General features: G+C 72.2%; 19 protein-coding genes. 7 read left to right on the top strand and 12 right to left on the bottom strand.

Annotated elements, in window-relative coordinates; genetic code table 11:
• Positions 1 to 26 precede the first annotated feature (26 nt).
• Positions 27 to 1,025, top strand: coding sequence for an LLM class flavin-dependent oxidoreductase (locus tag F563_RS0113605; protein WP_019015231.1), 999 nt, complete (start codon positions 27 to 29; stop codon positions 1,023 to 1,025).
• Positions 1,026 to 1,028: 3 nt separating this feature from the next.
• Here the strand turns inward: F563_RS0113605 and F563_RS0113610 are convergent, their stop codons facing one another.
• Together F563_RS0113610 and F563_RS0113615 are read right to left on the bottom strand one after the other, a co-directional pair.
• Positions 1,029 to 2,279: an MFS transporter gene (locus F563_RS0113610; RefSeq protein WP_019015232.1), complete on the bottom strand. Its 1,251-nt coding sequence runs from the start codon at positions 2,277 to 2,279 to the stop codon at positions 1,029 to 1,031.
• 19 nt (positions 2,280 to 2,298) lie between these two features.
• Positions 2,299 to 3,108 (bottom strand): SDR family NAD(P)-dependent oxidoreductase, encoded by an 810-nt coding sequence (locus F563_RS0113615; RefSeq protein WP_019015233.1) that lies wholly within the window; start codon positions 3,106 to 3,108, stop codon positions 2,299 to 2,301.
• A gap of 131 nt (positions 3,109 to 3,239) precedes the next feature.
• On the opposite strand from F563_RS0113615, the gene F563_RS0113620 reads away from it, so the two are divergent.
• From F563_RS0113620 to F563_RS0113630, 3 genes are read left to right on the top strand one after another with little or no spacing between them, the layout of a single operon-like run.
• Positions 3,240 to 4,400 (top strand): acyl-CoA dehydrogenase family protein, encoded by a 1,161-nt coding sequence (locus F563_RS0113620; protein ID WP_019015234.1) that lies wholly within the window; start codon positions 3,240 to 3,242, stop codon positions 4,398 to 4,400.
• The gene (locus F563_RS0113625; protein WP_019015235.1) at positions 4,397 to 5,161 is read left to right on the top strand and encodes a 3-ketoacyl-ACP reductase; all 765 of its coding nucleotides are present in this window, start codon (positions 4,397 to 4,399) and stop codon (positions 5,159 to 5,161) included. Before F563_RS0113620 ends, F563_RS0113625 begins: the two co-directional genes overlap by 4 nt.
• The gene (locus F563_RS0113630) at positions 5,158 to 5,616 is read left to right on the top strand and encodes a MaoC family dehydratase (RefSeq protein WP_019015236.1); all 459 of its coding nucleotides are present in this window, start codon (positions 5,158 to 5,160) and stop codon (positions 5,614 to 5,616) included. The genes F563_RS0113625 and F563_RS0113630 overlap by 4 nt, the downstream gene beginning before the upstream one ends.
• A gap of 200 nt (positions 5,617 to 5,816) precedes the next feature.
• Here F563_RS0113630 and F563_RS0113635 read toward each other — a convergent pair whose 3' ends face one another.
• Positions 5,817 to 6,584, bottom strand: coding sequence for an enoyl-CoA hydratase/isomerase family protein (locus tag F563_RS0113635; RefSeq protein ID WP_019015237.1), 768 nt, complete (start codon positions 6,582 to 6,584; stop codon positions 5,817 to 5,819).
• A 96-nt stretch (positions 6,585 to 6,680) separates the two neighbouring features.
• On the opposite strand from F563_RS0113635, the gene F563_RS0113640 reads away from it, so the two are divergent.
• The 3 genes from F563_RS0113640 to F563_RS0113650 are packed head-to-tail and all read left to right on the top strand — an operon-like array spanning position 6,681 to position 9,893.
• On the top strand, positions 6,681 to 8,240 hold the full coding sequence (locus F563_RS0113640; RefSeq protein ID WP_019015238.1) for an acyl CoA:acetate/3-ketoacid CoA transferase: 1,560 nt from the start codon (positions 6,681 to 6,683) through the stop codon (positions 8,238 to 8,240).
• A 5-nt stretch (positions 8,241 to 8,245) separates the two neighbouring features.
• Positions 8,246 to 8,677, top strand: coding sequence for a MaoC/PaaZ C-terminal domain-containing protein (locus F563_RS0113645; protein ID WP_019015239.1), 432 nt, complete (start codon positions 8,246 to 8,248; stop codon positions 8,675 to 8,677).
• 46 nt (positions 8,678 to 8,723) lie between these two features.
• A complete protein-coding gene (locus F563_RS0113650; RefSeq protein ID WP_019015240.1) occupies positions 8,724 to 9,893 on the top strand; it encodes a mandelate racemase/muconate lactonizing enzyme family protein in 1,170 nt (389 codons plus the stop codon).
• A 135-nt stretch (positions 9,894 to 10,028) separates the two neighbouring features.
• Here F563_RS0113650 and F563_RS0113655 read toward each other — a convergent pair whose 3' ends face one another.
• From F563_RS0113655 to F563_RS0113695, 9 genes are all read right to left on the bottom strand, one after another.
• The gene (locus F563_RS0113655; RefSeq protein ID WP_019015241.1) at positions 10,029 to 10,799 is read right to left on the bottom strand and encodes an IclR family transcriptional regulator; all 771 of its coding nucleotides are present in this window, start codon (positions 10,797 to 10,799) and stop codon (positions 10,029 to 10,031) included.
• A gap of 3 nt (positions 10,800 to 10,802) precedes the next feature.
• Positions 10,803 to 11,618 (bottom strand): SDR family NAD(P)-dependent oxidoreductase, encoded by an 816-nt coding sequence (locus tag F563_RS0113660; protein WP_245557136.1) that lies wholly within the window; start codon positions 11,616 to 11,618, stop codon positions 10,803 to 10,805.
• Positions 11,611 to 12,558 (bottom strand): ABC transporter permease, encoded by a 948-nt coding sequence (locus F563_RS0113665; RefSeq protein WP_019015243.1) that lies wholly within the window; start codon positions 12,556 to 12,558, stop codon positions 11,611 to 11,613. Before F563_RS0113665 ends, F563_RS0113660 begins: the two co-directional genes overlap by 8 nt.
• On the bottom strand, positions 12,555 to 13,424 hold the full coding sequence (locus F563_RS0113670) for an ABC transporter permease (RefSeq protein WP_035575274.1): 870 nt from the start codon (positions 13,422 to 13,424) through the stop codon (positions 12,555 to 12,557). Before F563_RS0113670 ends, F563_RS0113665 begins: the two co-directional genes overlap by 4 nt.
• Before the next feature lie 2 nt (positions 13,425 to 13,426).
• Complete coding sequence (locus tag F563_RS0113675; RefSeq protein ID WP_051089393.1) at positions 13,427 to 15,484, bottom strand: ABC transporter ATP-binding protein; 2,058 nt, start codon at positions 15,482 to 15,484, stop codon at positions 13,427 to 13,429.
• Positions 15,485 to 15,518: 34 nt separating this feature from the next.
• Positions 15,519 to 17,051, bottom strand: a complete 1,533-nt coding sequence (locus F563_RS0113680) for an ABC transporter substrate-binding protein (RefSeq protein WP_019015246.1) — start codon at positions 17,049 to 17,051, stop codon at positions 15,519 to 15,521.
• A gap of 55 nt (positions 17,052 to 17,106) precedes the next feature.
• Positions 17,107 to 18,600, bottom strand: a complete 1,494-nt coding sequence (locus F563_RS0113685; protein ID WP_156825184.1) for a M81 family metallopeptidase — start codon at positions 18,598 to 18,600, stop codon at positions 17,107 to 17,109.
• Positions 18,601 to 18,666: 66 nt separating this feature from the next.
• Positions 18,667 to 20,139, bottom strand: a complete 1,473-nt coding sequence (locus F563_RS0113690; protein WP_019015248.1) for a M81 family metallopeptidase — start codon at positions 20,137 to 20,139, stop codon at positions 18,667 to 18,669.
• Entirely contained in the window at positions 20,139 to 21,491 is a 1,353-nt protein-coding gene (locus F563_RS0113695; RefSeq protein WP_019015249.1) for an aspartate aminotransferase family protein, read from the bottom strand. The genes F563_RS0113690 and F563_RS0113695 overlap by 1 nt, the downstream gene beginning before the upstream one ends.
• Positions 21,492 to 21,509 lie beyond the last annotated feature (18 nt).

The raw sequence follows: 21,509 nt of genomic DNA on the forward strand, positions 1-21,509 counted from the left end.
ATCGGCGGCTCGCCCATATCCGACCCATGGTGCCGCTCTCCGTCCTCGACCTCGCCCCGATCGCCGAAGGACAGCGCCCCGGCGACGCGCTGCGCAACGCGCTCGACCTCGCCCGCCATGCCGAGGCGCTCGGCTACCGCCGCTACTGGATGGCCGAGCACCACAACATGCCGGGCATCGCCAGTGCCGCGACCGCGGTCGCGCTCGCCCATGTCGGCGCGGGAACGGCGCGCATCCGCATCGGCGCCGGCGGGGTGATGCTGCCGAACCACGCGCCGCTGGTGATCGCCGAGCAGTTCGGCACGCTCGCGGCCCTGCATCCCGGCCGCGTCGATCTCGGCCTCGGCCGCGCCCCCGGCACCGACCCGCGCACCGCCTGGGCGCTCCGCCGCACCCTCGCCTCGGACGAGGACGCCTTCCCGCAGGATGTCATGGAGCTGATGGACTGGTTCCGCGAGCCCGTGCCCGGCCAGGCGGTGGTGGCAACCCCGGGCGCCGGCGAGCAGGTCGAGGTCTGGATTCTCGGCTCCTCGACCTTCGGTGCCCAGCTCGCGGCCGCGCTGGGCCTGCCCTATGCCTTTGCCTCGCACTTCGCGCCGGCGCAGATGATGCAGGCCCTCGCGCTCTACCGCGAGCGCTTCCGCCCGTCGGAACGCCTGGCGACGCCGCACGCGATGCTCGGGATGCACGTGGTCGCGGCCGAGACGGATGCGGAGGCGCGCTTGCTGTTCTCCTCGCACCAGCAGGCGCTGCTGAACCGGCGCACCGGCCGACCGGGCAAGCTGCCGCCGCCGGTGGAGGGCTTCATGGAGCGGCTCGATCCGCAGGCGCGCGCGGTGATCGAGGCGTCGCTCGGCATCGTCGTGGTGGGCGGGCCCGCTGCGGTGCGCGCGGGGCTCGCCGAGTTCGTCGCGCGCACGGGCGCAGACGAGCTGATCGTCACCGCGCAGATCTTCGATCACGACGCGCGCAAGCGCTCCTACGCGCTGCTCGCCGAGGTGGCCGCCGAGGTCCCGGCCGCCTGACGCTCAGCCCTGGCGCGCATTCGCCGGCGCGTCGAGCGGCCAGAGATGCCGGCGCCAGAACAGCGCGATCGCCGCCGTGCTGGCGAGGCCGAACCCGGCATAGATGGTCGCCGAGCCCGGAAAGCCGATCGCCGCGATCAGCGGCCCCGCCACCAGCAGCCCCACCGGCAGCCCGTACACCGCGAGCATGCGCAGCCCCATCACGCGGCCGCGGAAGAGCGGATTGCCGACGCGCAGCAGCACGGCCGCGAGCGGCACCATGGCGAAGCTCTGCACGAACCCCGCCAGCGCCAGCAGGGCCATGCCCGGCGCCGCGACCTCCACGCGCGCGAACACGAGCAGCAGCGCGAACCACAGCGCGGCGGCCACCAGCATGGTGCGTGCCGGCGGCACCACGCCGCCGCGCGCGCTCAGCAGCACCGAGCCCGCGAGCCCGCCGCCGGCGAAGCTCGCGAGCAGATAGCTGAGGCCGGTGCGGTCCGTGCCGTACACCTCGCGCGCGACATAGGGCATCAATCCCTGCGACATCGGGTAGGCGGCGAAGTTCAGCAGGAACGCGAGCGCAATGGCCGCGAGCAGCGAAGGCGTGGTGCGCACATAGGCCACGCCGTCGGCAAGCTCGCGCCAGGGCGAGGTGACGCTGCCGCCCGCGCGGCGCGTGATCCGCTCCTGGACGCCGAGCGTCAGCGCGAAGGCCAGCAGATAGAGCCCGGTGACGACGAGATAGGCCCGCCCGGTGCCGAGCGCCGCGACCAGCGCGGCCCCGCTCAGCGCGCCGACGATCTTCGCCGAGTCCGCACTCGTGCGCTCGATCGAGAGCGCGCCCATCAGCAACGGCGGCGGCATGGTCGCGCCGATCAGCGCGTTGCGCATGCCCATGTCCGAGGGGCGCACCAGCCCCGCGAGCGCCGTCACCGCGAACACGGCGGCCGGGCTGAGCGTGCCGGTGAGCGCGAGCGTGGTCAGGATCGCCGCAAGCACCGCGTAGACGATGCGCATCGCGCACAGCACCCGGCGATGCCCGACGCGGTCGCCGGCGACGCCGAACAGCGGCGAGATCAGCGTGCCGACCAACTGCAGTGCGCCGAACAGGCTGAGCAGCACGACCGATCCGGTCTCGGTCAGCACATACCAGCCGAGGATCAGCGTCTCCATCTCGAAGGCCCAGGAGGTCGCGAGATCGGAGGGCCACTGGAAGCGGAAACTGCGCTGGCGGAACGGCGCGAGGGTCGAGACGCGCGGAGCCGGGCTCACGGTGCGAGGGAACAGCCGCTCAGATCGGCTTGGGCGAGGCGAGAGTCGTGCTGCCGGCGGAGGTGCCGGCATCGACCGGCAGGGTGATGCCGGTCACCCAGCGCGCGGCCGGCGACACGAGCCACGCGATCGCCTCCGCGACGTCCCACGCCGTGCCCTCGGTCTTGAGCAGCGTGGCCTCGCGCCGTGCCGCGCGGCCCGCCTCGTCGAGCCCGCGCACCGCCACCATCGGCGTATAGACGTATCCCGGCGCGATGCAGTTGACGCGGATCCCCTCCGGCCCGTGATGCGCGGCCATCGCCCGCGTCATCTGCACGATCGCGCCCTTGCTCGTGGCATAGAGCAGGCCCGGATGCCCGGCGAGCAGCCCGGCGACCGAGGACAGATTGACGATCGCGCCGCCGCCCGCCTTGCGCATCTCGGGGATCGCGTGTTTCGCCATCAGCATGATCGAGCCGACATTGACGCGCATCGCCCGGTCCCACGCCTCGGGATCGACCTCCACCGCGTTGCCGGGCGGGCCGGAGATGCCGACATTGTTCACCAGGATGTCGAGCCGCCCCCAGCGCGCCACCGCGGCGGCGACGATCTCGCGGCACTGCGCCGGCTCCGAAACATCGCCCGTGACCATCGCGTGCTCGCCCCCCTCGGCCGCGATCGTTGCGGCGGTCGCGGCCATCCAGTCGCGCTCGATGTCGGCGAGCAGCACCCGCGCGCCGCGGCGGGCGAGCGTGATCGCGGTGGCGCGACCGTTGCCCACGCCCTCGCCGCGCGAGCCCGCGCCGGTGACGATCGCGACCTTGCCGTCGAGCGCGACGCTGTCCGTCATGCGTTTCCTCCTCCGCGCCTGTCAGCCTGCACCACCGCGCGGCGCGCGGCCAGACGGGGTGGCTGGACGGGGGCTGGCGTCTCGGCCACGATGCGCTGCCGGGCCGAGGTCCGGCTCCCGGGGGAACCGTGATGCCGGACGGCGCGATCGCGACCGACGATCCCGAGCTTGACCCATCGCTCGCCCAGCTGCGCGACACCGTGCGGCGCTTCGCCGACGCGCGCGTGTTCCCGCGCGCGGGCGAGCTCGACGAGTCGGAAACCTGCCCCGAGGAGCTCTACCGCGAGATCGCCTCCCTCGGCCTGTTCGGCATCACCCTGCCCGAGCCGCTCGGCGGCACGGGGGCCGGCGTGCTCGCCTATGCGGTGGTGATGGAGGAGCTCGCGCGCGGCTATGCCTCGGTCGCGGATCAGGTCGGCCTGGTGGAACTGGTCGCGACGCTGCTCGCCGAGCACGGCACGCCCGCGCAGCAGGCGCGCTACCTCCGCCCATTGCTCGCGCGCGAGCGGCGCTGCGCCTATGCGCTGACCGAGGAGGGTGCCGGGTCGGACCTCGCCGCGCTGAAGACCACCGCGCGACGCGACGGCGCGGGCTGGGTGCTGACCGGCGGCAAGCTCTGGATCCACATGGCGCCGCTCGCCGACTTCGCCGTCGTGCTCGCGCGCACCGACCCCGAGGCGGGGCATCGCGGCATGGCCGTGTTCCTGGTCGAGCTCGACGCACCCGGCGTCACCCGGCTGCGCGCCGAGCACAAGATGGGCCAGCGCGCCTCGCCCGTCGGCGGCCTGTCCTTCGCCGAGGTGCGCCTGCCGGCCGACGCCCTGCTGGGCCAGGACGGGCGCGGCTTCCACCTGATGATGAGCGTGCTGGACAAGGGCCGTGTCGGCATCGGCGCGCTCGCGGTCGGGATTCTGCAGCGCGCGCTGGAGGAGAGCATCGCCCATGCGAAGGAGCGGGTGCAGTTCGGCAAGCCGATCGCGGAGTTCCAGGCCGTGCAGTGGATGATCGCCGACATGGCGAAGGACACGCACGCGGCACGGCTGATGGTGCGCCACGCGGCACGGCTGCTCGATGCCGGACGGCGCGCGACGCTGGAGGCGAGTTTCGCCAAGTGCTTCGCGTCCGACGCGGCGGTGGCGCGCACGGCCGATGCCGTGCAGATCCACGGCGGATCGGGCTATATCCGCGGCGTGACGGTGGAGCGGCTCTACCGCGACGCCAAGATCACGCAGATCTACGAGGGCACCAACCAGATCCAGCGCATGATCATGGCGCGTCACCTGCTCGCATGAGACCCGCGGCCCTCGTCACCGGCGCGCGCCGGGGGATCGGCCGCGCCACCTGCGCGGCGCTGGCCGCGCGCGGCTTCGATGTGGTCGGTGCCGATCTGTCGGACGACGATGCGGCCGAGACCGAGGCGGCGGTGATCGCGGCCGGCGGATCGTTCCGCTTCCTGGCGGCCGACGTGGCGGCCACCGCGGCGCACGCCACGCTGGTCGAGGCCGCCTGGGACGCCTTCGGCGGGCTGGAATGCCTGGTCAGCAACGCCGGCGTCGGCGCGATGGCGCGCGGCGATCTGCTCGACGTCAGCGAAGCCTCGTTCGACCGCTGCCTGAACGTGAACACGCGCGGCGCGTTCTTCCTCGCCCAGGCCGCGGCGCGGCGCATGGTCGCACCCGACGCGCCCCGGCGCGGGCCGCGCTCGCTGCTGTTCGTCTCCTCGGCGAACGCCTTCATGCCGGCGGTGGATCGCGGCGAGTACTGCGTCTCCAAGGCGGCCGTCTCGATGGTGACGAAGCTGTTCGCGGTCCGGCTCGCCGAGGCCGGGATCGCCGTGCACGAGATCCGCCCCGGCGTCATCCGCACCGACATGACCGCGCCGGTCGCCGAGCGCTACACCGCGCGCATCGAGGCCGGGCTCTCGCCGATCCGCCGCTGGGGCGAGGCGGAGGATGTCGGCCGCGCGATCGCGGCGCTGGCCGCCGGCGACCTCCCCTTCACCACCGGCGATGCGTTCCACATCGACGGCGGGCTGCATCTGCACCGGCTATGAGCGAGGCCCTCCGCTACGAGGCGATCGAGGTCGGGCTCGCCTACGACACCCCCGGCATCACCGTGTCCGAGCACCACGTGCTCGGCTTCGCCGGACTGACGGGCGATTTCTACGAGCTGCACGTCGATGACGACTATGCGCGCTCGATCGGCTATCCGGGCCGTGTCGCGCACGGGCTGCTCGGCCTCGCCCTCGCGGACGGGCTGAAGAACCGTGCCGCCGTGCGGCTCGCGGCGATCGTCTCGCTCGGCTGGCGCTGGGCATTCACCGGGCCGATCCTGATCGGCGACCGCATCGCCGCGCGCATCCGCGTGGTCGGCAAGCGCGAGACCAGGAAGCCCGATCGCGGCATCGTCACGATCGAGGTCACGCTGACGAACCAGCGCGGCGAGGTGGTGCAGCGGGGCGAGAACGACATGATGGTCTGGCGCACGCAGAGAGCGGTTTCCACATGAGCGGAAACCGCTCTGGTCGTTCCCTGCGAGCAGCTTCACGCATACGGCTGATACCGGGCTGCCAAAGGTTTGACCGTTGGCAGCCCGGTATCGCGCGCAGGGCTGGTGTGGCGGCTGCGCGCCAAAGGAGGCCTCATACCCGGCGCACGAAGGTGAAACCTTCGTGCGCCGGGTATGAGTCCAGCCGTGTGCGATCTGCTCTAGCGCCTGAACGCGGCGTCGCGCCTCTCGGCGAAGGCGCGGATGCCCTCGCGGTGGTCGCCGGCGGCGAAGCACAGCACGTTCATCTCGTTCTCGTAGGCGAGCCCGGCCGAGAGCGACGCCTCCAGCGCCTGGCGCACGGACGCCTTCACCGCCTGCACGGCGATCGGGCTGAACCCCGCCAGCTTGCGGCAGAGCGCCCGCGCGGCCTCCTCCTCCGCGCCATCGTCCACCACCTGCTCGACGAGGCGCAGCCGCAGCGCCTCCTCGGCATCCACCGGCTCGCCGGTGAGCAGCAACCGCATCGCCGCCCCGTAGCCGATCAGTCGCGGCAGCATCTGCGAGGCCCCGCCGCCGCCGACCCAGCCGCGCGTCACCTCCGGGAAGCCGATGCGCGTCGAGCGGGCGGCGATGCGCAGATCCGAGGCGAGCGCCATCTCCGCCCCGCCGCCGAGCGCCCAGCCCTTCAGCGCCGCCACCACCGGCTTGCGGATGCCGCGGATCGCCGCCTCGTACACCACACGGTTGCGGAACGACCATGCATCCGGATAGGCGGCGAGCGCGTTGAGATCGCTGCCGGCGCAGAACGCGCGCGTGCCGGCCCCCCGCAGCAGCACGGCACGGATCGCGTCGTCCGCGTCGATCCGTCGCGCATGCTCCGCGATCGCCGCCGCCATCGCCGGCGTCACCGCGTTGTGCTTCGCCGGCCGGTCGAGCACCAGCTCGGCCACGCCGTCCGTCACCTCGAGCCGCACCTCGCCGTCCATGCATCGTCCTCCGGGCGCCATTCCGTGCTCCCAGATTGACCCCCTCGGCGCGACGTCGCTAGCCTCGCGCGCGAGGAAACGGACAGCGGGCGAGCGATGCGACGGGTGACGGCGGACGAGGCGGTCGAGGTCGTCCGCTCGGGCGACACGCTGCTGATCGGCGGATCGGGCGGCGGGCACGCGGTGCCCGAGGCGCTGATGGCCGCGCTGGAGCGCCGCTTCCTCGCCACCGGCGAGCCGCGCGGCATCACCGCGCTGCATCCCGTCGGCCTGGGCGACGGTGTCTCGCTCGGCGCCAATCACTTCGCGCATCGCGGGCTGCTGAAGCGCGTGGTCTCCGGCACCTATGTGAACTCGCCGAAGATCTCCGACATGGCGCTGCGCGACGAGATCGAGGGCTGGACGCTGCCGCAGGGCGCGCTGTCGCAGCTGATGCGCGAGATGGCGGCCGGCCGGCCGGGGCTGCTGACCAAGACCGGGCTGCACACCTTCGTCGATCCGCGCCATGGCGGCGGCCGGCAGAGCCCGTCGGCGAAGGACGATCTGGTCGAGCTCGTCACGTTCCGCGGCGAGGAGTATCTGTTCTACAAGCCCTACCACGTGGACGTGGCGTTCCTGCGCGGCACCACCGCCGACGAGGCCGGCAATGTCTCGATGGAGCAGGAGGCGGTGACGCTGGAGATGCTGTCGGAAGCGCAGGCGACCAGGCGCTGCGGCGGCGTGGTGATCGTGCAGGTGAAGCGCATGGCGCGCGCCGGCACGCTGCACCCGAAGATGGTGAAGATCCCCGGCATCCTGGTCGATCTGGTCGTGGTCGAGCCGGACCAGCGCCAGACCTACGAGACCGGCTATTCGCCCGCCTACTCGGGCGAGGTGCGCACGCCGCTCGACGACATCCCGGTGCTGCCGCTCGATGCGCGCAAGATCATCGCCCGCCGCGCCGCGCTCGAGCTGTTTCCGGGCGCGATCTGCAACCTCGGCAGCGGCGTGATGACCGGGATCGCCAATGTCGCCGCCGAGGAGGGCGTGCTCGACCGCGTCTGCCTGACCAACGAGCAGGGCCATGTCGGCGGCGCGCCGGCCTCGGGCAACGAGGCGGGTGCGGCGATGAACCCCGATGCGACGCTCGATCAGCCCTACCAGTTCGATTTCTACGATGGCGGCGGGCTCGATCTCGCGTTCCTGTCGTTCGCCGAGTTCGACGAATCGGGAAACGTGAACGTCTCGCGTTTCGGCGGCCGCATCGTCGGGCCCGGTGGCTTCATCAACATCAGCCAGCACGCCAGGCGCGTGATCTTCGGCGGCACGCTCGCGGCGAAGGGCGGGGCGCCCAAGGCCGTGCGCCAGGTGGAGCAGATCACCTTCAGCGGCGCCTATGCGCGCGAACGCGGCCAGACGGTGCTGATCGTCACCGAGCGCGCGGTGTTCCGTCTGATCCCCGAGGGGGTCGAGCTGATCGAGATCGCGCCCGAGGCCGATCTCGAACGCGACGTGGTCGGCGCGATGGCGTTCCGTCCGCTCGTCTCGCCGCAGCTTCGCCGCATGGACCCGCGCCTGTTCGGCGCGGCGCGGATCGGCCTCGCCGCCGACCTCGCGCAGCGCCCGGCGCGACCCCCACCGGCGCGACTCGCCGCCCTCGCCCGCGCGGCGGAGTGAGCGCGGTGCGGCTCGGCGTCGCACCCGGCGACAGCGTGTCGTTCAGCAAGACGCTGACCGAGACCGATCTCGTGCTGTTCGCCGGCGTCACCGGCGATTTCGACCCGATCCACATGGACGAGGCGTATGCGCGCACGACCCCGCTCGGCCGCCGCATCGCGCACGGCGCGCTGGTGCTGGGGCTGTGCAGCACGGTCGCGGCGATGATCGCGAGGCGCGCGCGCGAGGGCGGTGCGGAAGGCGTCGCCCTCTCGCTCGGCTATGACCGCGTGCGCTTCGTGGCGCCGGTGTATCCGGGCGAGACGCTGACCGCGACCTACACCGTCGGCACGGTGGACGAGACGGCCGCGCGCACGGTCAGCCCCGTCGAGGTACGCAAGGAGGACGGCACGCTCGCCCTCGTCGCGACCCATGTCATGACGTGGGTGCCGCGCTAGGCGGCACCGCATCGATCGCCGGCACGCACGACCGCGAAGGACCCGCATGAAGATCACCCGCGCGCAGATCTACCTTGCCGGCATCGACGGGCGACGCCCGCTGATCCTGCGTCTCTGGACCGACGAGGGGATCTCGGGCCTCGGCGAGGCCGCGCTCGCCTACGGCGTCGGCGCCTCGGGCGCGGCCGGCGTGCTGGAGGAGCTGCTCCGCACGATCGTTCTCGGCCGCGATCCGTTCGAGATCGAGCCGATCTGGAGCGACATGTACGACCACACGTTCTGGGCCAAGGGCGGCGGGCCGATCATCTTCGCCGCCATCAGCGCGGTCGAAACAGCCCTCTGGGACATCAAGGGCCGCGCGCTCGGCGTGCCCGTCTATGAGCTGCTGGGCGGGCGCTACCGCAAGGAGGTGCGCTGCTACGCCAATGGCTGGTCGTTCCGCGCGGTCACGCCGGACGAGACCGCGCGCGCGGTCGAACGGCCCCTGAAGGCCGGCTACGACGCGATCAAGTTCTACCCGCTCGCGACCCCGATCCGCGACCATCCGCATGGCGTGTTCGCGCATGTCTCGCGCCGCGAGTTCGACCGCGACTTCGAGGAGCTGGCGGTCGCGCGGGTGCGCGCGGTGCGCGACGCCGTGGGGCCGGACATCGACATCATGGTGGACATGAGCGCGGAGCTGACCACGGACGCGATCATCCGGCTCGGCAAGCGGCTGGAGGAGTTCCGCCTGTTCTTCCTGGAGGAGCCGGTCGATCCGTTCGACGTGGACGCGATGCGCCTGGTCGCCGACCGGCTGGAGGTGCCGGTCGCCGCGGGCGAGCGCCTCTACACCCGCTACGGCTTCCGCCGCCTGTTCGAACTGCGCGCGGCGGCGATCGTGCAGCCCGATATCGGCACGGTCGGCGGCATCATGGAAACGAAGAAGATCGCCGCGATCGCCGAGATGTACAACATGCGCGTGCAGCCGCATCTCTGCGCCGGCCCGGTCGCGACGGCGGCGGCGTTGCAGCTCGATGCCTGCATCCCGAACTTCCTGATCCAGGAGCTCTATCCGTTCCGCGTGCCCGAGCATTTCGCGCTGGTCGATGCGCCGCTCGAGACGCAGGTCCGCAACGGCCGCCTCGCCATTCCCGACCGGCCCGGCCTGGGTGTCGATCTGGTCGAGGAGCGCGTCGCGCCGTTCCTGCGCGCCGAACTCACGCTCGGGCACTGATACGGGGCTGCCAAAGGTTTGACCGTTGGCAGCCCGGGATCGCGCGCAGGGCTGGTGTGGCGGCTGCGCGCCAAAGGAAACCTCATACCCGGCGCACGAAGGTGAAACCTTCATGCGCCGGGTATGAGACCTGCGCTATCGGCCCGGCGCGGCCTCGAAGCGCGCGGCGATCGTCGCGACGGCCTGCACGAGCGCCGCGCCGATCCGGGGCAGCAGGTCCACCGGCAGGCGCTGGGCCGGCCCGGAGACGCTCAGCGCGGCCGCGAGCCCGCGCAGCGGGATCGCCGCGGCGACGCAATGCGCGCCGGTCTCGTTCTCCTCGAGATCGAGCGCGAAGCCCTGCGCCGCGACCGCGTCGAGCGCCTCGGCGAGGGTCGTGCGGCTCGTGATCGTGCGCGGCGTGCGCTTCACCAGCCGCTTCGGCAGCCCGTCCAACCGTTCCGCCGCAGGGCGCGCCGCCAGCATCGCCTTGCCGAGGCTGGTCGAGTGGATCGGATCGCGCGCGCCGATCGCCGCCTCCATGCGGAGCGAGCGCGTGCTGCCGACCATCGCCACGTAGATCACCTCCGCGCCGTCGGCGACGCCGAGATTGACGGTCTCGTTGAAGCGGAGTTGCAGCCGCTGCATCTCGGGCAGCGCGGCCTGGCGCAGCGCCTCGATCGCGGCGGCCGGCGCGGGGGTCGCGGCAAGGCGCGGCCCGGCCGCATAGGCGTCATTGCCCTCCGCCTGCACGACGAACCCGGCCGAGCGCAGCGTGTAGAGGTAGCGGAACGCGGTGGTCTTGGGCAGCGCCGTGCGCTCGGCGAGCTCCGACAGGGTCAGCGGCCGCCCCTCGCCCACCAGCGCCTCGAGCAGTTGCAGCGCCTTGCGCACCGGCTTGACGACGTAGCGGGCATCCAGGCTCATGGCTCAGATCGCCGCCGTCATCGCACCGTCCACGGTGAGCACCGTGCCGGTGGTGTAGGATGCGGCCGCCGAGCAGAGATAGAGCGCGGCCGCGCCGAGCTCGTCGGGGTGGCCCCAGCGGCCGGCCGGCGTGCGCGCGGCGATGCGCGCCTGGAACGCCGGATCGCTGCGGCGCAGCGCCTCGTTGCCGGCGGTGAGGAAGTAGCCGGGGGCGATCGCGTTCACCGTCACCCCGCTCGGCGCGAGCTCGACCGCGAGCGCGCGCACCAGCCCGTTCAGTCCGGCCTTGGCGGCGGCGTAGCCCGGCATGGTCGGCCGGGCGATGAAGGCGTTGATGGAGGAGATGAACAGGATGCGTCCGTAGCCCGCGGGCACCATCACGCGCGCGGCCTCGCGCGCGAGCCGGAACCCGGCGGCGAGATGCGACTCGACCACGGCGCGGAAATCCGCATCCGTCTGGTCGAGCACGGGTTTGCGCACGCCGCCGCCGGCATTGCTGACCAGGATGTCGAGCCGGCCGTGCCGAGCGGCGATCGCACGCACCGCTTCGGTCGCGGCCTCGGCATCGGTCACGTCGAAGGGCGCCGCCTGTGCCGAGAGGCCCCAGCCGCGCAGCGCCGACTCGCACGCGGCCACCGCCGCCGCGTCGCGCCCGTTCAGCACCACCTGCGCGCCGGCCGCGGCGAGCGCGCGCGCGATCGCCCAGCCGAGCCCGCGCGAGGAGCCGGTCACCAGCGCGACACGGCCCGCGAGATCGAACAGCCGCGCGGGCGGATCGGGCGGGGCGTCGCTGATCCGGTCCATCGCGCGCTCAGGCATATTCGATGCGCGGGTCGATATAGGCGTAGAGCACATCGACCATCACGTTGATGAGGATGTAGATCACCAGGATCACCAGGATGCAGCCCTGGATCAGCGGATAGTCGCGCGTGCTGATCGCCGTGATCAGCAGCCGGCCGAGGCCCGGATAGGTGAACACCGCCTCGGTGACGACCGTGCCGCCGATGAAGTTCGCCATCATCAGCCCGACGATGGTGACGAAGGGCAGCATCGCGTTGCGCATCACGTGCCGGCCGACCACGTCGCGCTCGGGCAGGCCCTTCGAGCGCGCGGTGCGCACGTAGTCGGCGCGCAGTTCCGCCACCAGCGAGGCGCGCAGGAAGCGCGCGAAGATGCCCGAGACATAGATGCCGAGCGTGAGCGCCGGCAGCAGGATGTTGCGCAGCATCTCGATCGGCGACTCCCAGAACGGCACGTAGCCCGAGGCCGAGGGGAGCCAGCGCAGATGCACCGCGAACAGCAGGATCAGCAGGATGCCGAGCCAGAAGGTCGGCACGCCGAGGGCGAGCGCGCTCCAGCCGCTGAGCGCGCGGTCGAGCCACGAGCCCGGCATCAGCGCGCTCGCCACCGCGACGGGGATGCCGATCAGCAGGCCGACGACGGTGGCGGCCAGGCCGAGCTGGATGGTCGCCGGCAGGCGCTCGCCGATCAACGAGACGACGGGCTGGCGCGAATGCAGCGAGACGCCGAGATCGCCCGCGAGCGCGTTCGTCAGCCACGCCCAGTACTGCACGATCACCGGCCGGTCGAGGCCGAGCTCGGCGCGCAGCGCGGCGATCTGCTCAGGCGTCGCGTTCTCGCCGAGGATCATCCCGACCGGCCCGCCCGGGATCGCATAGACCATCGCCCAGATGCCGACCGAGGCGAGCAGCAGCACCGGCAGGAGCTGCGCGAGCCGGCGGAGGATGTAGCCGATCACGGCCGGCCTCCCTGCAAGGCGGCGGGCTCCTCGATCTCGTGGCGGTCCTCCAGCACCGAGGCCATCACGCGGCCGAGCATGTCGAGCGACAGGATGGTCAGCGTGAGCACGAGTCCCGGCAGCACGGCATAGGTCGGCGCCTCGTAGAGATAGGTCTTGCCGGTGCGCAGCATCTCGCCCCAGGAGGGCGTGGGCGGCGGGATGCCGATGCCGAGGAAGGCGAGCGCCGCCTCCAGCAGGATCGCGACCGACGACAGCACGACCACCTGCACCAGGATCGGGCTCCAGGAGTTCGGCAGCACGGTGCGGAACATGGTGTAGGCGGCAGAGCCGCCGAGCGCCTCGACCGCGACGACGAAGTCGCGCTTGCGCAACGACAGCACCTGCGCGCGGGTGATGCGCGCGAAGGAGGGGATGCCGGTGATGCCGACCGCGAGCAGCGCGGCCGCCTGGCTGCGGCCGACCACGGCGATGATCGCCATCGCCAGCAGGATGCCGGGCAGCGCCAGCAACACGTCGATCAGCCGCATCAGCACCGCATCGCGCCAGCCGCCGAAGAACCCGGCCATCAGCCCGATCGGCACGCCGACCGCGCCGGCGATCGCGACCGCCCCGGCCGCGGTCATCAGCGAGGTGCGCGCGCCGTAGATCACGCGCGCCATGATGTCGCGGCCGAGCTCGTCGGTGCCGAACCAGTGCGCCGCCGAGGGGCCTTCGAGCTCGGCGAGCAGGTCCTGCGCCAGCGGATCGATCGGCAGCACGGGGGCCAGGACCGCGAGCACGACCAGGGTCGCGAGCCAGGCGAGGCTGACCTGCGCGGCGCCGCGCGCGACCACGCGCCGGGCGAGTTCGCGCGACCGACGCATCGTCACGCCACCTCCTGCGGATGCTTCGCGTCGGGCGCGGGCACGAGCGGGCCGGCATGGTGGCAGGCCGCGCGGGTCGGCAGGCCCGGATAGGGCAGGAACGCGGGCGCCTCGGCCGAGCAGCGCGCGCTCGCGCGGAAGCAGCGCGGATGGAAGGTGCAGCCCGCGGGCGGCGAGGCCGGGTTCGGGATCTCGCCCTCGAGCACGATGCGCCGGCGCACGCCGCGCAGCGTCGGATCGGGCACCGGCACGGCCGAGAGCAGCGACTGCGTGTAGGGGTGCACCGGCGTGGCGTAGAGCGCCTGTTTCTCGCTCTCCTCGACGATCCGCCCGAGATACATCACGGCGACGCGGTCGGAGATGTGCCGGACCACCGACAGGTCATGCGCGATGAACAGATAGGCGAGGCGGAGTTCGCGCTGGAGGTCCTGCAACAGGTTGATGATCTGCGCCTGGATCGAGACGTCGAGCGAGGCGACCGGCTCGTCGAGGATCAGGAGGCGCGGCTCCAGCGCGAGCGCGCGCGCGATGCCGATGCGCTGCTTCTGCCCGCCCGAGAACTCGTGCGGAAAGCGCCCCATCATGCTGGGCGAGAGCCCGACCATCTCGAACAGGCGCGCGATCCGGCCGACCCCGCCCATCTCGTCGTAGAGCCCGTGGATGCGCAGCGGCTCGGCCACGATCTCGCCCGCGCTCTTGATCGGGTTGAGCGAGGCGAAGGGGTCCTGGAACACGTACTGCATGTGCCGGCGCACCTGGCGCATCGCACCGCGCCCGAGCGAGGTGATGTCGCGGCCGGCGAAACGGATGCGCCCGCCGGTCGCCTTCACCAGCCCCATGACGGCGCGGCCGGTGGTCGTCTTGCCGCACCCGGACTCGCCGACGAGGCCGACCGTCTCGCCCTCGTGCACGGTCAGGCTCACGCCGTCCACGGCGCGCAGCCAGCCGACGCGGCGGCGCAGGATGCCCGCCTTGATCGGGAAATGCACCTGGAGGTTCTCGACCGTGAGCAGCGGTTCGCTGTCGCGCCGCACGGCGGGCCGCACGGGCTCGGCGCCGTCGCCCGCGCGTGGTGCCGACGGCGCCGGCACCTCCTCGGCGAAGTGGCAGGCGCTCAGATGCGCGGGTCCCGCGGCGCGCAGTGCGGGCTCCTCGCCGCGGCAGCGGGCCCGGTCGCGCGCGACCGCGCAGCGCGGATGGAACGCGCAGCCGGGCGGCAGATTGGCCGGTGCGGGCGGCTGGCCCGGGATCGGTTCGAGCCGCGCCGCGCCGCCATCGAGCCGCGGCAGGCTGCGGAGCAGCGCGACCGTGTAGGGATGGCGCGGGCGGGCGAAGATCTGCTCGACCGGGCCGGATTCGACGATGCGCCCGCCATACATCACGGCCACGCGGTGCGCCATCTCGGCGATCACGCCGAGATCGTGCGTGATCAGGATCACCGCCGCCCCCGTCTCGGCCTGGCGGCGGGCGAGCAGCGACAGCACCTGCGCCTGCACCGTGACGTCGAGCGCGGTCGTGGGCTCATCGGCGATGATCAGGCGCGGATGCCCCGCCATCGCCATCGCGATCACCGCGCGCTGGCGCATCCCGCCCGAGAACTGGTGCGGATACTGGATCACGCGGCCGGCGGGGTCGGGGATGTCCACCTCGCGCAGAAGCTCGATCGCCCGCGTGCGCGCGGCATCGGCGCGCAGCCGGCCATGCGCGATCTGGCCCTCGGTGAGCTGCCGGCCGATCGTGAAGACCGGATTGAGCGTCGTCGTCGGGTCCTGGAACACCATGCCGACATCGACGCCGCGCATGCGCCGGAGCGTCTCGTGGTCGGCCTCGGTGATCTCGACGCCGCCGAGCCGGATCGAGCCCCGCACGCGCGCGGTCGGCGGCAGCAGGCCGGAGATCGCGAGCGACGTCACGCTCTTGCCCGAGCCCGACTCGCCGACGATCCCCAGCACCTCGTTGGCATGCACCTCGAGATCGACGCCGCGCACCGCCGGCACGGGACGGCCCGAGCCGACGAAGGCCACCTCGAGCGCGCGGACGGAGAGAACCGGCTCAGCCATCCGCGCGCTCATCCATGCGGCATCCCGCCTCGGCTCAGGGCTTGAACCCCAGCGTGCGCGCGACGAGCATGTTGTCGATGTCGAGCGTGAAGCCGCCGACGCGCGGCGAGGCGACGATCAGCCCGATCGGGTAGGAGTTGGTCGGGATGCCGAAGGCGGTCTCGACCAGCACGCGGTTGAGATTGTCGTAGGCCGCCTTCACCGCGTCCTCCGGGCCGAGCGTCGTATCGACCCGCCGGATCGCCTCGACATACTCGGGATGCGGGTTGGGCTCGCCCAGGATCGGGTTGTTCACCGTGCGGTAGATGCTGTTGGTCGTCAGCCGGGTCGGGAACTTCTGGACATTGCCGACCGCGCCGAACACGGCGTCGAACTTGCCGGTCAGCAGCGCGTCGATGAACTCGGCGCCCTGCTTCAGGTCGAGCTCGATGTTGATGCCGACGCGCGCGAGCGAGGCCTGGACGATCTGGCTGATGCGCACCGACGCCTCTTCGCCGCCGTTCACCAGCAGCTTCCAGTTGCTGATCTCGGCCTGCGGCAGGCCGGATCGCTGGATCAGCGCGCGCCCCTTGTCGAGATCATAGGCGTAGCGCTGGGCGTAGGAGGGATCGTGCGCCGGGCTCGCCGGCGCCCAGGGCAGGGCGGTGACCTCGCCGAGCCCGGCATAGCCCACGCGCAGGATGCCGGCGCGGTCGATCAGGTGGTTGAAGGCCTGGCGGAAGGTCTGGTTGCGGAACGGTCCGCGCGTCGAGTTGATGCGGAACACCTGCACCAGCGGCCCCGGCCCCTCGACCACCTGGTAGCCGGCGGCGCGCAGCCGCACCGCGCTGCGCCCCGTCGTGCCGTAGACGAGATCGACCGCGCCGGATTCGAGCGCTGCCGTCGCCGCGGCATCGTTCTCGAACACCGTCAGCACCACCTCGGGCGAGAGCGGCTGGCTGGCGCGCCAGTGCGACCGGTTCGCCTCCAGCCGCACGCGCTGGCCGACCGCGCGTTCGGCAAGGACGTAGGGGCCGGTGCCGACCGGCCGGGTCGAGACGTTCTCGATCGCCGCCGGATCGATCACCGAGATGAACTGCAGCAGGTCCGTGATCTGGCGCGTCGGCGCGGGGTTCCTGAAGGTGATCCGGATCGTGCGCGGATCGACCACCGCCCACTCCTGGACGATGCTCATGGTCGGATAGACGTTCTTGCCCGCGCGCGGATCGTTGGCCTTGCGCAGCGTCGCCGAGACCGCCTCGGCATCGAACGGGGCGCCGCTGTGGAACTTCACGTCGGCGCGCAGCGTCAGCGTCACCGAGCGGTTGTCCGGCGCGATCGTCCAGGACTCGGCGAGATTGGGGATGGCGCGGCCTTCGGGCGTGTACTCGATCAGGCTGTCGTAGAGGTTCTTGATGGTGGGGAAGTTCACCGTCGAGAACGCCATCGGATCGAAGTCGTTGATGTCGGCGAGCATGCCGACGCGGATGCGCCCCGGGCGGAGGTCCTGCGCGAACGCCTCGGCGGCGACCGAGACGGTGAACGCGGCCGCCACCAGCGAGGTGGCGAGGCCGGTACGGAAGGTCATGCGGCGACTCATCTTGGTGTGGCCTCCTCTGTTGCGTGATGTCAGGCGGCCGTGCTCATGCGGGCACGGCCACGTTCCGCCAGTGCGCGACCGGATCGAGCGGATGGATCGGCCGCGGCAGGCGACGCCAGGGCAGGGTGAACAGGTCGGACTGCCCGGGCCCGCGCGTGTCGCACCGGATCACCTGCGAGGAGATCGGCGCGAACCACTGGAAGTTCGAGGCGGTCTTCAGCACCGCCATCTTGTAGTCGCGCGGCTCGATGCCGAAGGGGCGATAGATCTCGGGCATGTTGCCGCCGACGCCGCGCAGCTCGCTGATCAGCAGCGTCACCGGCCCGGTCTCGAACACCACCACGCGGCCCATGTCGATCGCGCGCTGATGCGGGTTGTCGGCCTCGACGATGCCGCCGCCGATCCGCCGCACCGTGCCGGTCACCTCCAGGGGCGTGAAGAAGGCGGGCGCGCTCTCGCCGCCGAGCGGCAGCGTCACCGTCGCGCCCTCGCCGGCCGCGATCAGCCGCGCCACCGCCCTGGGCGCGATCATCGGGATCAGCGCGCGGCTCGCGATGCCGAGGCGCAGGATCGCCTCCAGGATCAGGTTGCTGTCGCCGGCCGCACCGCCCGCCACCGTGTCGCCGGTGTCGCTCAGCACCACCACGCCCTTCGGCGCCGCGTCGGCCCTGCGCACCGCCTCGTCCACCGGCACGGCCTCCTTCACCTGGAAGGCATCGCGCAGCGACCAGGCGAGTTCGGCCGACTGGTCGGCGAGGCGCTCGGCGAGCGCGCGGTCACCGTCGGTGACCACCACCGTGCTCCAGCCGCCTTCCGCGACATCGAGCCAGGGCTGCATCGGGAAGGGCGCGATGTGCAGCACGCGCGGATCGGCCTCGGCGGCGCGGGCATGGTCGAACCAAGTCTTCATCGGCGGCTGGCGGGTGAGGAACTGCTCCTGATGCGAAATGAGCGGAATCTTGCGCCAGGCCATCACCGGGCGCACCTCGCCGGCGCAGATGCGGATCAGGAGCTCGGCGCCGATCCGCCCCGTGTCGAACGGATCGTGCGGCTGCGTGCGATGGCCGACGATCGCGGTGCTGCCCGCGACCATCCGCCGCGTCACATTGGCGTGGTGATCGAGGCAGAGCACGATCGGCACATCGGGGCCGAGAATCGCCCGGCAGAGTGCCAGTTGCGCGCCCTCCACATCGTCCTCGCCCTCGGCCGAGCAGGCGCCGTGCAGCTGGAGCGCGAGCCCGTCGAGCCGGCCGGCAGCGGCAAGTCCCTCACGGATCCTGCGCGCGAAGAAATCGAACGACTCACGGTCGATGCGTCCGCCGGCGGTCGAGTGGGCGCGGAAGATCGGCACCGGTTCGATCGCGTGCGCCGACACTTCGACCGCGGCGAGGAAGCCGCCGACGAAGCCGACATCGCGGAGCTGCTCGAAGATCGCCGCGCCCTCGAAGATGCCGAAGGACTCGAAATCGCGCAGCGTCGTGGGCACGGGATTGAAGTCGTTCGTCTCCTGCGTGATGTGGAGGACACCGAGACGCATCATTTCCCTCCCCGCCCGGTTGTGGCGCATCGTCCTGCCGTGCCCGCCGCGTGTCGAGCCCGCATGTCAGATCGGGTCCAGCGGGTGCACCGGCCGGCGGACGCGCCGGAACGGCACCTTGCGCATGTTGGTGCAGGTCGGCCCCGGCGTGTCTGCGACCAGGATGCGCTGGGCGAGCGGCGCATAGGAGGCGCGGAAATGCGAGGGCGACTTCACGAACACCAGCGCCGCGTCGCGCGGATCGAGCCCGACCGAGCGGTAGATGCCGGTATCCCATTCCAGCCCCGGCACGGAGCGGATGGCGATGCGGATCGCCCCCAGCGCGATCACCGCGCTGAGCCCCATATGCGCGCGCGTGCCTTCCGCGCCCGCGTCGCGCATCACGTAGTCGCCGTCGGTCAGCGCCTGCACGCGGCCAGAGACCATCATCGGGCTGCCGTCGTTGCGCGAGAAGTGATGGCCGAGGCTGAGCAGCACGGTGGCCCCCGGACCGGCGGCGGCGGCCGCGCGCGCGGCCGGCGGATCGACCAGCGTGAGGTAGCTCAGGCGCTCGGCGCGATCGGCGCCGGCCGCGATCAGCGCGCGCAGCACCGCGACGTTGTCGCCGCCCGCCCCACCGCTCGGCGCATCGCCGCTGTCGCTCACCACCGTCAGGCCGGGCTCGCTCAGGCCGATGCGGATCGCCTCCTCGACCGGGATGAGGTCGGGCAGCAGGCGCTCGCGCCGGTCCCACGCCATAGCCGCGAGCCGCTCGGCCGCCGCCTCCGCCGCCGCCCTGTCGCCGTCGGCGCAGACGAGGGCCGCGAAGCCGAGATCCTCGAAATCGAGCCAGGGCTGCACCGGGAACAGCGAGGCGTGCAGCACCGGACCCGCGTCCTCCATCGCCCGCGCCGCGGCCGCGACCTCGGCGAGCGGACCGTCGGCCGTGCGGCCGTTCACGGGGCTGATGATCATCGGCCGCTTCGCCAGCGCCATCACCGGCCGGCGTCGCCCCGCGAGCGTGTCGAGCAGCAGCCGCGCGGTGCGCTCTCCCGTCTCGTAGAGGTCGATATGCGGGTATTGCCGATAGCCGACGACGAACACGTCGGGCTGCAGCAGGCGCGGTGTCACGTGCGCGTGCAGATCGAAGGAGACGCCGATGGGTGTGCCGGGCGGAACGAGCGCGCGCACGCGCTCGATGATCTCGCTCTCGGGGTCCTCCTCGTCCTCCAGCGCCATCGCGCCGTGCAGCGCGAGCAGCACGCCGTCGACCGGCAGGGCCGCCTTCAGCCGCGCGAGCATGTCGCCGAGCAGCTCCTCGAACACCGCGCGTTCGACCGGCCCGCCCGCGCCGGCATAGGCGGCGAGCAGCGGCAGCGGGGTCGCGCCGGCCGCGCGCAGCACCGCGAGCATGCCGGGAATCTCGACGCGCGCCGCGCCGAAACCGGTGAGCAGCGCGTCGCCGCGCAGGACGTAGTGGTCGAGAAAGCCCTGCATCCCCGTGCGGAACGGCACGAAGGTGTTGCTCTCCTGGAAGATCGAGCCCAGCGCGATGCGCATCAGACCGCCTGTGCCGCCTCCGCGACCGCCGCCAGCGTCTCCTCGATCACCAGGCTGTCATGGGTCGCGGAGAGGAACCACGCGCCGCGTTCGAGCGCGCGCACGCGGTGCTTCAGCAGTTCGCCGCAGAAGCGGACGTAGCGCGGCTTGTCGACGCGCAGCAGGTCGCGGTAGTCGCGCGGCGGTTCGGTGAGCCCGAAGGCGACGTGGAAGATCTGCGGGAAGCCGGTGACGGTGGCGGGGATGCCGGCCTCGGCGAGGATCGCCCGGATCCCGTCCATCAGCCGCCGGCCCAGCGGTTCGATCGCGGTGATCACCTTGCCGTCGGCGAGCGTGCGCAAGGTCGCCACCGTCGCCGCCATGCTGGAGGGATGCGCGTTGTAGGTGCCGCCATGCACCGCGCCCCCGGTGACGAACAGGTCGAGCAGCGCCGCCTTGCCGGCGACGGCCGCGACCGGGAAGCCGTTGGCGACGCACTTGCCGAAGGTCGCGAGATCGGGAGTGACGCCGAGGCGCTGCTGCGCCCCGCCCGGGGCGACGCGGAAGCCGGTGATCACCTCGTCGAAGATCAGCACCGTGCCGGCGCGCGAACACGCCGCGCGCACGCCTTCGAGATAGCCGGGCGCGGGCAGGATCGCGCCCGCGTTGCACATCGCCGGCTCCATGATGACCGCGGCGACATCGCCGGCGGCGAGGCGCTGCTCGACCGCGGCGAGGTCGTTCCAGCACAGCACCTCGACGCTGCCCCAGGCGGTCTCGTCCTGGCCGGCGCTCCCGGGGATGCGGTTCGGATGCGCGCGCTCGCCGGCCCGGTCGGCGCTTGGCGCGACCGACACCAGCACGGAGTCGAACCAGCCGTGGTAGTGGCCCTCGAACTTGATGACGGTGCGCCGGCCGGTGGCCGCGCGCGCGAGCCGGAGTGCCGCCTGCACCGCCTCGGAACCGGAGCCGGCGAAGCGCAGCTTCTCCGCGCACGGCACCATGGCGCAGAACAGCTCCGCCGCCTCGGCCTCGATGCGGCTCTGCCCGCCATAGAGCAGGCCGCGCTCAAGCTGCGCGATCACCGCGCGGCGGACAACCTCCGGGTTATGGCCGAGGATCATCGGCCCCATCGCCAGGTAGTAGTCGATCAGGCGGTTGCCGTCGGCATCGAACAAGTAGGGTCCGTCGGCGCGCTCGAACACGAGCGGCGTCGGCACCATGCCCATGCGGAAATTGCTCGACACGCCGCCCGGCATGAAGCGCTGAGCGGCGGCGATCAGCCGGCGTGATTCCTCGAAGGTCGCTGGCGGCAGGTCGGGACGGTTCGCGCCGTCGTCCGCCCCTCCGGCCGGTTCTGCCCCGCTCCGCACGATCCCCCTCGTCGTCGC

Source organism: Elioraea tepidiphila DSM 17972 (assembly GCF_000378465.1).
In the GTDB taxonomy this organism is placed as follows: domain Bacteria; phylum Pseudomonadota; class Alphaproteobacteria; order Acetobacterales; family Acetobacteraceae; genus Elioraea; species Elioraea tepidiphila.